The sequence below is a fragment of the Kribbella sp. NPDC020701 genome (assembly GCF_055562215.1).
The window spans coordinates 668,765-682,561 of sequence record NZ_JBVHFT010000001.1 but is presented as its reverse complement, the minus strand read 5'-3'; the positions used below and the strand labels follow the sequence as shown (position 1 = coordinate 682,561).

Here is a 13,797-nt window from a genome sequence, read left to right as displayed (position 1 = left end):
GTCCGGAGGGCCGTTGCGCACGGTTCTCCGGACGCAACGGAGTCCCGCTAGGATTTCCGGCATGTCTACGTTGCCTGAGAACGGTTCGGTGCGGCCCATCACCCGCTGGGGTGAGGACGTCATGCACCGGGTCAACCAGCCGGTCACCGACTTCGGCGACGACCTGCAGACGCTGGTCGCCGACATGGTCGCGACGATGAACGCGGCCGAAGGCGTCGGCCTGGCCGCGAACCAGGTCGGCGTGGACCTGCAACTGTTCGTGTTCGACTGCCCGGACAAGGACGGCAACCGGGTCCAGGGCGTCGTCTGCAACCCGGTGATCGAGCTCCCGGAGGGCAAGGACCGCCAGTTGGACGAGGGCGACGAGGGCTGCCTGTCCCTGCCGGGTGCGTTCACCAAGTGCGCCCGCCCCGATTTCGCCCGGGTCAGGGGCGTCGACCAGCACGGCGAGCCGGTCACTTTCGAGGGCGACGGTCTGCTCGCCCGCTGCCTGCAGCACGAGACCGACCACACTCAGGGCACGGTCTTCGGCGACCGCCTGTCCCGCAAGTACCGCAAGCGCCTGTTCGGAGAGGCCGAGGAGCTCGCCGCCGACTACCCGTCCGACTGGCCGGTCTCCCCGATGATCGAGCACGAGGACGCCCACGAGGACACTCCCGCCACCTGACGGTCTACCAGCGGGCCTTCTCCAAGTCGGCGACGATCACGTCGACGGTCTGCTCCGGGGTCTGTCCGGTCGTGTCGAGCCACAGCCCCCGGCGCGGGATCTCTTCCAAACCTGCCTGCAACGCACGGACGCCGTCCTCGAGCGAGGGACCCCAGTCGCGGTACGAATTGTTGCCGCCTCGACCGATCTCCCGCTCGACGATCGACTCCACCGACGGGATCAGCACCACCAGATACGTCGCCACACCGTGCAACCGGGCGAACCAGCGCTCGACGTGCTCGCCCAGGATGATGTCACTGCAGACGAAATCGAATCCGGCGTCCGCGTAGTGCTGCGCCACCAGCGCGGAGGCGTCGTACCGCAGCTCCAACTGCCGCACAGCCTCCGCGGAGGGCTCCGGCGTCATGACCTCGGCTCCTGCGACCACGCCGCGATAGAACACATCCCCGTCCAGCGTCGCCGCCGGCGGACCGAGTCGCGCGGCCAGCAGCGGCGCGACCGTCGACTTCCCCGCGGCCTGCATGCCGGTGACCATGACAACCTTGGGGACTACTTTCGGGCTGTGCTCCATGCCTCCGCCGTGAGTGAGTAGATGGTCGCCGCGAACTCGACGCCGTCCTCCTCCAGAACTGTCTCGTGGTCGAAGCTCATCCCGAGCCGGCGCATGACGGCGATGCTACGGACGTTCGGCGTATCGGTCACCGCAATAACGCGCCGCAGGCTCAGGGCGCCGAACCCGTGGTCCAGCCAGGACGCTGCCGCTTCGGTGGCGTAGCCCTGACCCCAGTACTCGCGGGCCAGCCGCCAGCCGATCTCGAGATCTTCGGGGTACCACTGCTCACGACTGAGACCGGCCGCGCCCAGGAACGCCCCGTCCGTACGACGCTCGACCGCTAGGAACCCGAAACCCTCAGCGGTGTACTGCTCGTTCACCGCCGCCGCGATCCGATCGCACTCCTCCCGGCTCAACGGCTCCCCGAGAAACTCGGTCACCTCCGGGTCGGCGTTCAGCGCGGCCCACGGCTCCAGGTCCTCTTCACGAAACGGGCGTAGCAGCAGGCGTTCCGTCGTACGCATGACTCCCCCTAGGGTCGTGTGGCGTAGAACGCGACTGCTGCCGAGGATGCCACATTGAGGGAGTCGACGCCGCCGGCCATCGGGATGCGCACGGTGAGGTCTGCCTTTTCGAGCACGTGGGGCTTCAGGCCGTGGCCTTCCGTGCCGAAGATCAGCGCGAGCCGCTCGTCGTGGCGCGCCGCGAGGTCGCCGAGGGTGATCGAGTCGTCGGTGAGCGCGAACGCCGCGGCGACGTATCCCTTGTCCTGAAGGAGTTCCAGATCTCCGGGCCAGGACTCCAGCCGCGTCCACGGGACCTGGAAGACCGTGCCCATCGAGACCTTGATCGAACGCCGGTACAGCGGATCCGCACACGTCGGCGTCACCAGCACGAGCTCGACGCCCATCGCCGCGGCCGCCCGGAACCCGGCGCCGACGTTGGTGTGATCGACGATGTCATCGAAGATCGCGATCCGCTGGGGAGCGTCGCGAAGGAGCTCGGTCAGCGGGACGGCGGCGCGGCGTTTGTACGACGCCAGCGCGCCACGGTGCACGTGGAAGCCCGTGACCTGCTCGGCCAGCTCCTCGGAGACGACGTACACCGGGGTGTCGGGCCATTTCTCGAGCACGTCCTCGAGGGACTCCAACCAGCGGGGCGCCAGCAGGAACGAGCGCGGTTCGTAGCCGGCGTCCGCGGCGCGGCGGATCACTTTGTCGCCCTCGGCAATGAAGAGTCCGTGCGCCTCCTCCAGCAGGCGCCGCAGATTCACCTCCCGCAGCTGCACGTAGTCCGCCAGCCGGCTGTCGGCCGGATCATCCAGCGGTACCAGTGAACTCACGCCGGCCGACCGCCGGCGTCCGCGGCGCCCCGGGCCTGCTCGGCCACCGCCACCACGTTGCCGATGACAACGATCGCCGGCGCTCCGACGCCCGCCTCCTTCATCGCCTGGGCGATCCCGGCCAGCTCCGACGTCACCATCTTCTGCCCCGGAAGGGTGCCGTCGGCAATCGCCGCGGCGGGCGTCGTCGCGGGCCGCCCGGCGGCGATCAGCCGCTCGGTGATGGCGGGCAGGTTCTCGACCGCCATCAACAGCACCAGCGTCCCGCTCAGCTGGGCCAGCGCGTCCCAGTTGATCAACGAGTCCGGATGCGACGGCGGGATGTGCCCCGACACCACCGTGAACTCATGCGTGACGCCGCGATGCGTGACCGGAATCCCCGACACCGCCGGCACCGAGATCGAGCTGGTGATCCCCGGCACGACCGTCCACGGCACACCGGCCTCCGCGCAGGCGAGCGCCTCCTCGAAGCCGCGGCCGAACACGTACGGGTCGCCGCCCTTCAGCCGTACGACGACCTTCCCCTGCCGGCCGCGATCCACCAGGATCCGGTTGATCTCCTCCTGCTGAGCCGCTCGTCCACGCGGCAGCTTGGCCGCGTCGAACAGTTCGACGTCCGGATGCAACTCGTCCAGCAACGGCTGCGGCGCGAGCCGATCTGCCACCACCACGTCCGCCTCGGCCAGCAACCGCCGCCCGCGGACGGTGATCAGATCCGGATCGCCGGGCCCTCCGCCGACGAGGTACACGCCGGGATGCTTGTCGACCTGACGCGCTCCCAACTCCCCCGTCCGCAGACCTTCCAGGATCGCGTCCCGGACCGCGGCCGAGCGCCGGTGATCGCCGCCGCCGAGTACGCCGATGGTCACGTGATCGTGCTGCCCGGACGCCGGCGTCCACGCGGTCGCGCGCGAGCGGTCGTCGGAGCGGACACAGAAGATCCGCCGCCCCTCGGCCTCCGCCGAGACCTGGTCGTTCACCGCGGTGTCGTCGGTCGCGACCACGACGTACCAAGCGCCGTCGAGATCGCCGTCGGTGTAGCCGCGCTCGATCCAGGTCAGCGACGGGTTGCTGAGGAGGCCCTCGATCGTCGGCGTGATCGACGGCGAGATCAGGTCGATCCGGGCGCCCGCCTCGAGCAGCCGGGGCAGCCGACGCTGGGCCACGCCGCCGCCTCCGACGACGACAACGCGCCGCCCGTCGAGGACCAGACCGGACAGGTACTGACTCGTCACGAGGTGATCCCCGCGGACTCGAACGTCGCCATTTCGGCCAACGCGCGGACGGCGCAGGTCAGGATCGGGTACGCGAGTACCGCGCCGGTCCCCTCGCCCAGCCGCAGATCGAGATCGACCAGCGGCTGCAGCCCGAGAGTCTTCAGCGCGACCGCATGCCCGGGCTCGGCGGACCGGTGGCCGGCGACACAGTAGTCGATCACCGCCGGGTGGAGAGCCTGCGCGACGAGCGCCGCGGCACCCGCGATCACCCCGTCCAGGATCACCGGCACCTTGTTGGCCGCGGCACCCAGGATGTACCCGGCCAACGCCGCGTGTTCGAGGCCGCCGTACGCCTGAAGTGCGCCGAGCGGATCGGTCGCCGGTACGTCGTGTAGCGCCAGAGCGGACCGCACGATCGCGGTCTTGTGGGCCAACGTGGCGTCGTCGATACCGGTGCCACGGCCGGTGACCACGTCGGCCGTCGAGCCGGTGAAGGTGGCGATCAGGGCGGCGCTCGCGGTGGTGTTCGCGATCCCCATGTCGCCGGTGAGCAGGCAGCGGTAGCCGTCCCTGACGAGCGTGTCCGCCAGGTCGAACCCGACCGCGATCGCCGCGCGGGCCTCGTCCTCGGTGAGTGCCGCCTCCGTGGACAGGTCGCGCGTACCGGGCCGGACCTTCGCGTGCACGATGTCCAGCTCGTCCACCGGCGTGGCGACCCCGACGTCGACCACGCGGACGTCGACGCGGTTGTTCGCCGCGAACGCGTTCACCGCGGCACCGCCGGCGGCGAAGTTCGCCAGCATCGCGGCGGTCACCTCCTGCGGCCAGGGCGACACACCCTGGGCGTGCACGCCGTGGTCGGCGGCGAAGACCGTCACCACGGCCGGTGCCGGCACCGCGGGCGGGCAACTGCCGGTCATCCCGGCCACCCGGACGGACAGCTCCTCGAGCACACCGAGGGAACCGGCCGGTTTCGTCAACCCGGCCTGCCGCTCGGTGGCCGCTCGCATCGCGACCTCGTCCGCCGGTCCGATCCGGTCCAGGTACTGCTCCACCGCGCTCCTCCACTCCGTTGCCGGCCGCCACGTCCGCGGCGCGACCGTTCCGATTGCCCCGATCTTCGCATCCTCCGACCCCTGCCCCGGGACGGATCCGGTTCCGGTGGACAGTAATGTCGGAATCACCACACGTCGCGAGATCCCGGAGGATCCAGATGTCGCTCGATCGTCCTGTCACCCCGGACCCGTACGAACTGCTCCCCAAGGCCGGTTCCTTCACGGTCACCAGTACGGACGTCGCCGACGGCCAGCAGTTGTCCGACGACCAGGCCTTCGCCGGCGGCAACAAGTCGCCGCAGCTCAGCTGGTCCGGCTTCCCGGCCGAGACCAAGGCGTTCGTCGTCACCTGCTTCGACCCTGACGCGCCGGTCCCGTCCGGTTTCTGGCACTGGGTCCTGGTCAACCTCCCCGCGACCGTGACCGAGCTCCCCACCGGCGCCGGCAGCACCGACCGCCTCGACAACGGCGCCTTCCACGTCCGCAACGACTTCAGCACCAAGAACTTCGGCGGCGCCGCCCCGCCGCCCGGCGACCAGGTCCACCGCTACTACTTCGCCGTCCACGCGATCGACGTCGAGGCCCTGGACGTGGACGCCGACGCCAGCCCGGCCGTGGTCAGCTTCAACCTGGCCTTCCACACGCTGGCCCGGGCGATCATCACCCCGACCTACCAGATCGCGGAGTAGTTCCCCGGGTCGTCCAGTTACCTTTGCCGGTCTGGGCTCGTCATGGTCATGACGGAACTCGCTGGAGGAAGGTAACTGGATGACCCCGGATGACGCCCTGGCCGGAGCGTTCGAGGAGCAGCGCCGGCGGCTGGTGGCGGTGGCCCACCGGATGCTCGGATCGCGGGCGGACGCGGAGGACGCCGTACAGGAGGCCTGGCTGCGCCTGGCGCGCCAGGACGCCGGCTCGATCGACAACCTCTCCGGTTGGCTCACGACGGTGGTGGGCCGGGTCTGCATCGACGTACTGCGCTCCCGCAAGACCCGGCCCGAGGCGTCGTACGACGACCAGCTGCCCGAGCTCGTGGTCATCGAGGACGGCGCCGAGGCACCCGAGGACAACGCGCTGATGGCCGAGTCGGTCGGGGTGGCGCTGCTTGTGGTGCTTGACACACTCGGTCCCAGCGAGCGGCTGGCGTTCGTACTGCACGACCTGTTCGCGGTGCCGTTCGCCGAGATCGGTCAGATCATCGGCAAGTCCGCGGACGCCACCAAGATGCTCGCCAGCCGGGCCCGCCGGAAGGTGCAGGGCACGCGGCACCCGGCCGACGAGTCGCGGCAGCGCGCGGTGGTCGACGCCTTTCTCGCGGCGGCCCGCGAGGGCGACTTCGAAGGCCTGCTGCGGATGCTCGACCCGGACGTGATCTGGCACTCCCACACCCGGCGCGGCCTGGTCGTCCGCCAGGGCGCGACCGAGGTCGCCACCCGCGTCCAGCGCGGCGCCCGCGCCACGGTCACCGCCCGCGCAGCCCTCGTCAACGGCGAGCCCGGCATCGTCACGTACGGCGCGAACGGCAACCTCCTCGGCGTGATGGCCTGCACCATCGTCAACGGCCGCATCACCGGCATCACCTCCGTCAGCGACCCGGACCGCCTAGCCTCCATGGGCCTGACCGAGTAGACCCTCTCCGGGCGGCAGACTTGGACGATGCAACTGCTGATGACCCGACGGCTCGAATTGGCGCCGTACGACGCTGCCCGCGACCTCGGCGCGCTGCATGCGATGTTCGCGGACCCGGAGTGGGCGCGTGCCGGCTACTCCACGCCGAGTCACAGTTCGGAGGAGAGTCACGAGCGGTTGCAGCGGGAGTTCGGCGACAACGGCGGCTGGACCTGGGTACTGCGGATCCGGCCGGACGAGACCGCCGTTGGGGTGATCGGCGTCTTCTCGGACCAGGGCACACCGATCCGCGGGATGAGCTGGTATCTCCAGCGCGCCTACTGGGGTTCCGGTCTGATGAGCGAGGCGGCGCGTACGGTCGTCGACTACCTCCTGTCGCAGCCCAGCATTGCCGGGGTCGAAGCCTGGATCGATTCCCGCAACACGCGCTCGATCGGCGTCGCCCGGCACGCCGGTCTCGACCTCGTCGGCCGACTCCCTCGATCTGACAAGGGCGAAATCGCCCAGTCCGTAGTCATGGCCCGCGCCGCTCATCCATCAGACCCGACCACCTTCGCGGTCCGTCCCGTCCTCCACGTCCGCGACGTCGCCGCCACGGTCACCCTCCTGAGCGACCTGCTCGGCCTGCACACCCACTTCCAGTTCGGCGAACCAGAGCCGGAGTTCGCGTCCCTCGGCTTCACCCCCTGGAACGGCGGCAGCGGCCTCGACGTACAACGCGCAACAGCCGAGATCGCCCCAGCCACCATCACCTTCGACGTCGGCGTACTGGTCGACCCCCTGTACGACGCCGCCGTATCCGCCGGCCTGGTGGACTCCACTCCCCCCACCGATACCCCGTGGCACCGCCGAACCTTCACCCTCACTCTGGCCGAAGGCCACCACCTCACCCTCTCGGGACCGCCCATCAGCGCCCCGGACCGCCTGGCGTCCATGGGCCTGACCGAGTAGCTCCTTCCCGTGGGCAGCGAACCGCCAGGCCATCACAACCTGGTCTTCACCGCGCGCCCCCGCGGGACGCGACCCGAGCACTGCCAATGTGATGGCCTGCACGTCCGCGCCGCCCAGCACGCCCCCGCCGCGAACCGCCGCCATCGCGGCCCTGCCGCACTCACCAACCCCGCGAACACCCACCACCAGCCGCGAACTGAGCGTGATCCGCCCCGACCCCACGCAGTTGGTGAGTGAGTGGACCGGCGTAGAAGACAACTGGCTCGACGGCGGAACCCCCATGTGGTGGAGCCACACCGACGCCGCCACCAACCGCACCTGGCTAACCCAGGCCGGCCTGACAGTCGACTCCCAGCACTACGTCCCCGAAGGCACCGCCGGCCACGCCCTCTTTTGGTCCCACAGGTGACTGTCTACCCAAAGGTCTCATCCTTGAGCAGCGAGCCAACCCACGCATCCACTCGCACCCCGCGATGAACCAACCGCTTCCGCAACTCCCCCTCCATCCGGAAGCCCGCCTTCTCCGCAACCCGCCGCGACGCCTCGTTCCCCACCTCAGCCCGCCACTCGATGAGCTCGAGGCCCTTCGTACTGAACGCCCACCGGCAAACGGCCCGCACAGCCGTCGGAGCCACCCCTCGCCCACGAGCCCCCGGCGCAACCCAGTAACCAATCTCCGCCGAGGCATTCGCCCCCATCCCCAACCCAACCCGCCCCAACCGCTCCCCCGACTCGGCATCCTCAACCACAAACTCGGCTCGCTCCCCAGTAGCCACCTTCTCGATCGCCAGGCACTCGACAAAGAATCGCGCATGCTCCATCAGGTACGGCGAAGGCACCTGCACAAACTCCTGCACAGCAGGATCCTGAGAAACCTCGAACACCCACGCGACATCACCGCTCGTAAACCCCCGCAACCTCAGCCACCCAGCCCTGATCACGTCATCCACACCCCAACCCTGTCACCACACCAGTGCACCTCCGAGCCGATCCCGCAACCGGAGTTGGCCGTTCCGAGGTCAGTCAACTGGCGGCACGCCGGCGTCATAGCGCCATACCTGGTAGCCGCGCTCGTCTGGCATCCCTTGCGGCTCTGCTCCAGCTCGCATCGCCATGTAGGTGCTCGCCAAGTTGCGTTCGTGGATGTAACCCAAAGAACTCAGCGCCGACGCACCAATCCGTCTGGCCTCGTCGATCGCGGTCGCTCTCGCAACGTCGATGAGCTCATCGCCGAGGAACCGACCCCTCTGGTGGCGATACCGCACGCTCACCGCGCCGACCTTGACCTCGACTACCAGGAAGCCTCTGCTGGCCGCACACGACAGGTGCAGTGCGGCGCCGACCAAGCCCTCGTCATCGCGCCCGACGAGGGCAATGTCGCCCTCGCGCAGGTGTTGCGTCAGCTGGCGAAGGTGACGCTGGGCCTGCCACTCCCAGGGACGTGGGTGTTCAGGCTCCCTCCGTCCCCGCGGAGTACACGGCCACTCGACCGTGCAGGTGAAGGACTGCAGTTCCCGAGCTTCTTGCTTGTTGATCCGACTCCATTGAAGGCGGCGCTCAGCCATCAAGCTTCCGTCTGTCCACGCTCGGATGCCAGTCGCTCCGCCCATTCGCGGGCACTGGGTCGCGCGGCGAGCAGCTCTTCGTACTCCGTCGACGCCAGGTCCTCATCTGGCTCGGGGAAATCGATCTCGTCGACCGGGACACCCATCGCCCACGCGAGCACGTAGGGATCGGCCTGGCCGGCACCAACCCGCTGGGAGAGGTCTGAAAGTACCTGCAGCGGGAACCTGCGCCCGGTAGATGCGGCCTCTCGCTCCACGATGGCATCGACGTCGGCATCCGTGCCGGCGATCGCCTTCACGTGCGGACGGAGAAGGCGCTGCGTGGACTGCTTGAGCGAGCCTTCCACCACAGGCCCAGCCTTGATGCGCAGCTCGCGGAGCCGATTCCGCAGCGCTTCGACAGAGACGCCAGCACCCCAGACGATCTCGGCGAGCCCCCGCTCATCAAGCTGGGCCCATTTGGTCCGGCGCATCCAGGCCTCGGGCAGCAGCATCGCTGCGGCAAAATCGTTGGCCGGACGCTCATTTGTCACGTCAACGGCATCACCAGCATGGTGTCCGAGCGCGAGATGCCCGAGCTCATGCGCAACCGACCAGTTGTTGCGGAACCAGTTCGTCGTGCTCACCAGGAGGATCACCGAGCGGCTGCCGATGCGCAGCGAATAGTCAGTCGACAACTCAGGCACGCGAATGACGTCGATAGCAAAGGTCTTCTCGACCAACTCCGCGATCCGACGGACGAAGCCGTCCTTCAACTCCCTGCGGAGTACGTCTGGTGCGCTCGGAAGCGCCCGCGAACTCGGCGGCCCGTCAGGGTAGGCCTCGTGGTAGACAGCGATGACCTTCTGGATCACCTCGTCGTCGGCCTCACGGCCGGGATTCACGCGCTCCGCACGGAGCGCATCCCACGCGTGTCGAGCCGCGACATCCACGCGCAGGGGATCCTCTTGGCCAGTGATCAGCCAGTGCAAGCCGACCCCCAGCGCCTCCGCGAGCCGCGCCAGCTCGATCGACGAGAAGCCACGCTGCCCATTGAGAGCGCGAGACAACGCGTCGGGCGGCATGTCGACCGCACTCGCCAGCTTCCGCTGACTGAGGCCGGCGGGCATGCGTGCACGGATGCGCTCGCCGACTGCCGCCAGTTGCTGATCCATAACCCGAGCCTAGCAAAACCGTTGGGATTTTCCCAACACTCGCCCACCCCCAAGCATGACATGTGAGCCAGCGCCGAGATACACGACGGCACTCGTACGACGGCGGCGGGGAGCCTGGTGGACTCCCCGCCGCCCGCTAGTGGGACTGCTCTGTGACTGTCTCGGTGCCCGGCAATCGTGCGGTGTTCCCTGTGACAGCTCTTCGCGCCGAGTGCGCCGTTCCCTGACCACGGTTGGCGCACCGCCGGAGGCGGCCGAAGGAACTGTCGCCGCGAAGCGGTGTCCGACTTCTTACATTCTTCAGTTGTCTTTCAGTCCTTGATGCCGGATTGGGTTACGCCCTGGATCAGGTAGCGCTGGAGGAAGGCGAAGATCAGGACCAAGGGGAGGATGGAGACGGCTACTGCCATGAAGAGTTCGTGGATGTTGATGGTTTGGGCGGTGACGAACGTCGACATCGCGACCTGGACTGTCCAGGAGGACGAGTCCTGGCCGATCACCAAGGGCCAGAGGAACGAGTTCCAGTTGCCGATGAAGGTGATCGCCGCCAGCGCCGCGAAGAACGGCAGGGAGTTGGGTACGACGATCCGCCAGAACACACCGAAATGCCCGGCACCGTCGACCCGCGCGGCTTCCTCCAGCTCCTTGGGGAATCCCAGGAAGTACTGCCGGAACAAGAACGCCGCGAACCCGCTGAACAACGTCGGGATGATCAGACCACGCAGCGACGAGACCCAGCCCAGCGACGACACGACGATGAAGCTCGGGATGAAGGTGACCGCACCCGGGATCATCAGGGTCGCGACGATCGCGTAGAAGATCTTGTCGGCGTGACGATACGGGATCCTGGCCAGCCCGTAGCCGGCCATTGATGCCAGGAGCAACTGTCCGGCCGTGCCCAGGATCCCCACGACGGCGGAGTTGTAGAGCGCCCGTGCCATCGGGACCTCGGTGTCGTTGAACAGCTCGGTGATGTTGCTCCATTGCAGATGCGAAGGGAACAACGTCCACGAAGGCGCCGTGATGTCGGCCTCGGTGGACAGGGCGTTGCGCAGGATCAGGTAGAACGGCAGCAGGAACAGGACCACCGCGATGAACAGCGCGACCCACCGCAGCACCAGGCCGACCCGGCCCATCGCGCTCCGGTTGAAGCCGATCGGCTGGGGGGTTCCCGTCGTACGCTCGGCGACAGCCATCAGTCACCCGCCTTTCCGAAACCGAAGATCCGGTTCTGCAGCAGTGTCACGATCATGATGATGACCGCGAGGATGAGCGCACCGGCGGAGCCGTGGCCGAGGTCCTGGATCGACCCCAGGGATATCCCGTACAGGTAGACCAGCGGCGGACGGGCGTAGTTCACGTTGCCGACCAGGTTGTAGAACTCGTCGAACGCCTGGTACGCCGCGATCAGGTTCAGGATCAGTACGGCGACCGACGTCGCCCGCAGTTGCGGCAGCGTGATGTACCGGAACACCTGCCACCCGGGCTTCGCCCCGTCGACGTACGCCGCCTCGTAGAGCGTCGGCGAGATCCGTTGCAGACCGGCGATGAACAGGATCATGTAGAACCCGAGCTGCAACCACAGCCGGACCGTCACGATCGGGAGCCAGTACCACGGTGGGTCGACCGTCGACAGCCACGCGATCCCGTCGGCACCGAACCAGCCGAGCACCGTGTTGGCCAGCCCGAACCGGACGCCGTTGAAGATCGACAACCGCCAGATCAGGGACGCGACCACATAGGAACACGCGGTCGGCAGGAAGAACACCGACCGGAAGAACGCCCGCGCGATCTTCACCTGGTTGACCAGCAACGCCAAGGCCAGCGAGAGGATGAACGTCAACGGCACGATGAAGATCGCGAAGATCGTGAACGTGCCGAGGCTGGAGATGAAGTTGTGGTCCTTCAGCATGTCGATGTAGTTCTGCAGCCCGACGAACTTCGACGGCGTGACCGTGTTGTAGGCCTCGAAGAAGCTGAGGACCAGGCTCCAGATGATCGGCAGGTAGGAGAAGACCAGCAGCCCGATCACGAACGGGCCGACGAAGATCCAGAACCACATCGTGTTCCCGGCGATGCCCTTGCGGCGCCGGGAACCCCGCCGCTCACCAGTGGCGGCGGGGTCCGTCGTGCGGGGAGTCTTGACCGAAGCGCTCATCCGAACAACCGGGTCAGTTCGTCGTTGACGGTCTTCTCGGCCTTGGTGATTTCGGCAGCGGGGTCGGCTCCCTTCTTGATGATGTTGGTGAGCATGTCACCGAACGCCGTACCCATCTTGGGAGTCCAGGCCGGGTTGTCGGTGTGGCCGTAGTCCTGGGTCAGCTTGACCGTGTCGGCCGCGACACCGCTCTGCAGCTTGGACGCCTTGGCCGCAAGGCTCTTCCGCGGCGGGATGTGGAAGCCGTAGTTCAGCGACCAGTCCTCCTGGAAGTCCTCCTTGTCGATCCACAGCCACTTCACGAACTTCTTCGCCGCGTCGACGTTCGGGCTCTTGGCCGAGACGAACTGGGTCCAGCCGCCGGAGTACACGGCCGGCTTGTTCTGCGCGTCGAGCGCGGGGAACGGGATCACGCCGAGGTCGTCGCCGAGGGCCTTCTGCATCCCGGGAACGGCCCACATGCCGATCCACTGCATCGCCGCGAGGCCCTGGTTGATCGCGCCCGGGTCGGTCCAGTCCGTCGGCGAGCCCAGCAGGACGCTCTTGCTCGCATAGAGCTCGTGCAGCTTGCCGAACGCCTTCGCCTGACTCTCGCCGGTGAAGCCCGGCTTGTTGTCGTCGGTCAGGTAGTTGCCGCCCGAGGCCCACATCGCCGGCCCGCCCATCGCGTTGCCGCCGTCGTTGCCGACGAAGATGCCCTTCACCTTGTTCGTGGTGAGTTCCTTGGCCGCGGAGATCAGATCGTCGATGGTCTCCGGCGGCTTGATCCCGGCCTTGTCCAGCAGGGACTTGCGGTAGTAGATGACCTGCGGGTCGACGATCATCCGGATCCCGTAGATCTTGCCGTCGACGGTGTTGGTGGCCAGGTCACCGGGCTGGAAGTCGTCCTTCACGTCGGCCAGGATGTCGTCCAGCGCGACCACCTGGTTGCTCTTCACCATGCCGATGTTGAGCTGGCTCTCGAACACGTCCGGGCCCTTGTTGGACAGCAGGCCGGACGACAGTTTGCTGGCGTAGTCACCGGGGGTCCACGCCACGGAGACATTCGCGTCGGTGTAGGCCTTGGCGTACTTCGTCGCAGCCTGCTGCGTCCCGGCTTCGCCGTACTGGTGGTACCACTGGGACAGATTGACCTTCGCTCCGCCGCCTCCGCCGCTGTCCGACGACGGCCGGCCGCTGTTGCCACCGCAGGCCGCGGTCAGCGCTGCGAGTGCGGCCAGACCTCCGGTCCGCTTCAGCAGATCCCGCCGGGTCAGGCCGGCGTTCGGAACATGAGCAGGCACGTATTCCACCTCCCGAAAGCGACGCCGCAGGGGGTACGACGCCGACGGTTCCGAGTTACTTAACACCGTTAAGCATCTCCGATTTCGCACACGGTACAACTAAAACCAACACCACAACAGACTTCGCCAGGGACCGTTCTGGCACGGAAGCCGCCGCATCGGAAGCCGCCACGCCATCCCGGTCAAGGTCAATCGTTGTAGAAGTGTCAGCACAATGTCTCAA

At 67.7% G+C, this 13,797-nt stretch carries 16 protein-coding genes; 5 read left to right on the top strand and 11 right to left on the bottom strand.

Features of this window, described 5'->3' with window-relative positions:
- Positions 1–61 precede the first annotated feature (61 nt).
- A complete protein-coding gene (gene def / locus ACZ3HV_RS03175) occupies positions 62–667 on the top strand; it encodes a peptide deformylase (protein ID WP_465680362.1) in 606 nt (201 codons plus the stop codon).
- Positions 668–671: 4 nt separating this feature from the next.
- On the opposite strand, the gene ACZ3HV_RS03170 is transcribed toward def, so the two are convergent.
- The 5 genes from ACZ3HV_RS03170 to cobT are packed head-to-tail and all read right to left on the bottom strand — an operon-like array spanning position 672 to position 4,834.
- Positions 672–1,202 carry an AAA family ATPase gene (locus tag ACZ3HV_RS03170; RefSeq protein ID WP_465680360.1) on the bottom strand — a complete coding sequence of 177 codons (531 nt, stop codon included), beginning with the start codon at positions 1,200–1,202 and terminating at the stop codon, positions 672–674.
- Between the two features lie 14 nt (positions 1,203–1,216).
- A complete protein-coding gene (locus ACZ3HV_RS03165) occupies positions 1,217–1,744 on the bottom strand; it encodes a GNAT family N-acetyltransferase (RefSeq protein ID WP_465680358.1) in 528 nt (175 codons plus the stop codon).
- A gap of 8 nt (positions 1,745–1,752) precedes the next feature.
- Positions 1,753–2,562, bottom strand: a complete 810-nt coding sequence (locus tag ACZ3HV_RS03160) for a TrmH family RNA methyltransferase (RefSeq protein WP_465680357.1) — start codon at positions 2,560–2,562, stop codon at positions 1,753–1,755.
- The gene (gene cobA, locus ACZ3HV_RS03155; RefSeq protein ID WP_465680355.1) at positions 2,559–3,797 is read right to left on the bottom strand and encodes a uroporphyrinogen-III C-methyltransferase; all 1,239 of its coding nucleotides are present in this window, start codon (positions 3,795–3,797) and stop codon (positions 2,559–2,561) included. The genes ACZ3HV_RS03160 and cobA overlap by 4 nt, the downstream gene beginning before the upstream one ends.
- On the bottom strand, positions 3,794–4,834 hold the full coding sequence (gene cobT, locus ACZ3HV_RS03150) for a nicotinate-nucleotide--dimethylbenzimidazole phosphoribosyltransferase (protein WP_465680353.1): 1,041 nt from the start codon (positions 4,832–4,834) through the stop codon (positions 3,794–3,796). Before cobT ends, cobA begins: the two co-directional genes overlap by 4 nt.
- Positions 4,835–4,992: 158 nt before the next feature.
- Between cobT and ACZ3HV_RS03145 the strand changes: the two genes are divergently transcribed.
- From ACZ3HV_RS03145 to ACZ3HV_RS03130, 4 genes are all read left to right on the top strand, one after another.
- On the top strand, positions 4,993–5,523 hold the full coding sequence (locus ACZ3HV_RS03145) for a YbhB/YbcL family Raf kinase inhibitor-like protein (protein ID WP_465680351.1): 531 nt from the start codon (positions 4,993–4,995) through the stop codon (positions 5,521–5,523).
- A 79-nt stretch (positions 5,524–5,602) separates the two neighbouring features.
- Positions 5,603–6,463, top strand: coding sequence for a sigma-70 family RNA polymerase sigma factor (locus ACZ3HV_RS03140; protein WP_465680349.1), 861 nt, complete (start codon positions 5,603–5,605; stop codon positions 6,461–6,463).
- A gap of 27 nt (positions 6,464–6,490) precedes the next feature.
- Positions 6,491–7,414 (top strand): GNAT family N-acetyltransferase, encoded by a 924-nt coding sequence (locus ACZ3HV_RS03135; RefSeq protein ID WP_465680347.1) that lies wholly within the window; start codon positions 6,491–6,493, stop codon positions 7,412–7,414.
- 91 nt (positions 7,415–7,505) lie between these two features.
- A complete protein-coding gene (locus tag ACZ3HV_RS03130; RefSeq protein WP_465680345.1) occupies positions 7,506–7,823 on the top strand; it encodes a hypothetical protein in 318 nt (105 codons plus the stop codon).
- Positions 7,824–7,827: 4 nt separating this feature from the next.
- On the opposite strand, the gene ACZ3HV_RS03125 is transcribed toward ACZ3HV_RS03130, so the two are convergent.
- The 6 genes from ACZ3HV_RS03125 to ACZ3HV_RS03100 all read right to left on the bottom strand — a co-directional run bounded on the left by ACZ3HV_RS03125 (position 7,828) and on the right by ACZ3HV_RS03100 (position 13,574).
- Positions 7,828–8,364, bottom strand: a complete 537-nt coding sequence (locus ACZ3HV_RS03125; protein WP_465680343.1) for a GNAT family N-acetyltransferase — start codon at positions 8,362–8,364, stop codon at positions 7,828–7,830.
- A gap of 69 nt (positions 8,365–8,433) precedes the next feature.
- On the bottom strand, positions 8,434–8,979 hold the full coding sequence (locus ACZ3HV_RS03120; RefSeq protein WP_465680341.1) for a hypothetical protein: 546 nt from the start codon (positions 8,977–8,979) through the stop codon (positions 8,434–8,436).
- Positions 8,979–10,133: a helix-turn-helix domain-containing protein gene (locus ACZ3HV_RS03115; RefSeq protein WP_465680339.1), complete on the bottom strand. Its 1,155-nt coding sequence runs from the start codon at positions 10,131–10,133 to the stop codon at positions 8,979–8,981. Before ACZ3HV_RS03115 ends, ACZ3HV_RS03120 begins: the two co-directional genes overlap by 1 nt.
- Positions 10,134–10,444: 311 nt before the next feature.
- On the bottom strand, positions 10,445–11,329 hold the full coding sequence (locus ACZ3HV_RS03110; RefSeq protein WP_465680337.1) for a carbohydrate ABC transporter permease: 885 nt from the start codon (positions 11,327–11,329) through the stop codon (positions 10,445–10,447).
- Positions 11,329–12,291, bottom strand: coding sequence for a carbohydrate ABC transporter permease (locus ACZ3HV_RS03105; protein ID WP_465680335.1), 963 nt, complete (start codon positions 12,289–12,291; stop codon positions 11,329–11,331). Before ACZ3HV_RS03105 ends, ACZ3HV_RS03110 begins: the two co-directional genes overlap by 1 nt.
- A complete protein-coding gene (locus ACZ3HV_RS03100; RefSeq protein ID WP_465680333.1) occupies positions 12,288–13,574 on the bottom strand; it encodes an ABC transporter substrate-binding protein in 1,287 nt (428 codons plus the stop codon). Before ACZ3HV_RS03100 ends, ACZ3HV_RS03105 begins: the two co-directional genes overlap by 4 nt.
- Positions 13,575–13,797: the final 223 nt, after the last annotated feature.

What these genes read in the sequence shown, in the direction of transcription:
- def (WP_465680362.1), top strand. Translation starts at nt 62, where the DNA reads ATGTCTACGTTGCCTGAGAACGGTTCGGTGCGGCCCATCACCCGCTGG.
- ACZ3HV_RS03170 (WP_465680360.1), bottom strand. Translation starts at nt 1,202, where the DNA reads ATGGTCACCGGCATGCAGGCCGCGGGGAAGTCGACGGTCGCGCCGCTG.
- ACZ3HV_RS03165 (WP_465680358.1), bottom strand. Translation starts at nt 1,744, where the DNA reads ATGCGTACGACGGAACGCCTGCTGCTACGCCCGTTTCGTGAAGAGGAC.
- ACZ3HV_RS03145 (WP_465680351.1), top strand. Translation starts at nt 4,993, where the DNA reads ATGTCGCTCGATCGTCCTGTCACCCCGGACCCGTACGAACTGCTCCCC.
- ACZ3HV_RS03140 (WP_465680349.1), top strand. Translation starts at nt 5,603, where the DNA reads ATGACCCCGGATGACGCCCTGGCCGGAGCGTTCGAGGAGCAGCGCCGG.
- ACZ3HV_RS03135 (WP_465680347.1), top strand. Translation starts at nt 6,491, where the DNA reads ATGCAACTGCTGATGACCCGACGGCTCGAATTGGCGCCGTACGACGCT.
- ACZ3HV_RS03130 (WP_465680345.1), top strand. Translation starts at nt 7,506, where the DNA reads ATGGCCTGCACGTCCGCGCCGCCCAGCACGCCCCCGCCGCGAACCGCC.
- ACZ3HV_RS03120 (WP_465680341.1), bottom strand. Translation starts at nt 8,979, where the DNA reads ATGGCTGAGCGCCGCCTTCAATGGAGTCGGATCAACAAGCAAGAAGCT.
- ACZ3HV_RS03115 (WP_465680339.1), bottom strand. Translation starts at nt 10,133, where the DNA reads ATGGATCAGCAACTGGCGGCAGTCGGCGAGCGCATCCGTGCACGCATG.
- ACZ3HV_RS03110 (WP_465680337.1), bottom strand. Translation starts at nt 11,329, where the DNA reads ATGGCTGTCGCCGAGCGTACGACGGGAACCCCCCAGCCGATCGGCTTC.
- ACZ3HV_RS03105 (WP_465680335.1), bottom strand. Translation starts at nt 12,291, where the DNA reads ATGAGCGCTTCGGTCAAGACTCCCCGCACGACGGACCCCGCCGCCACT.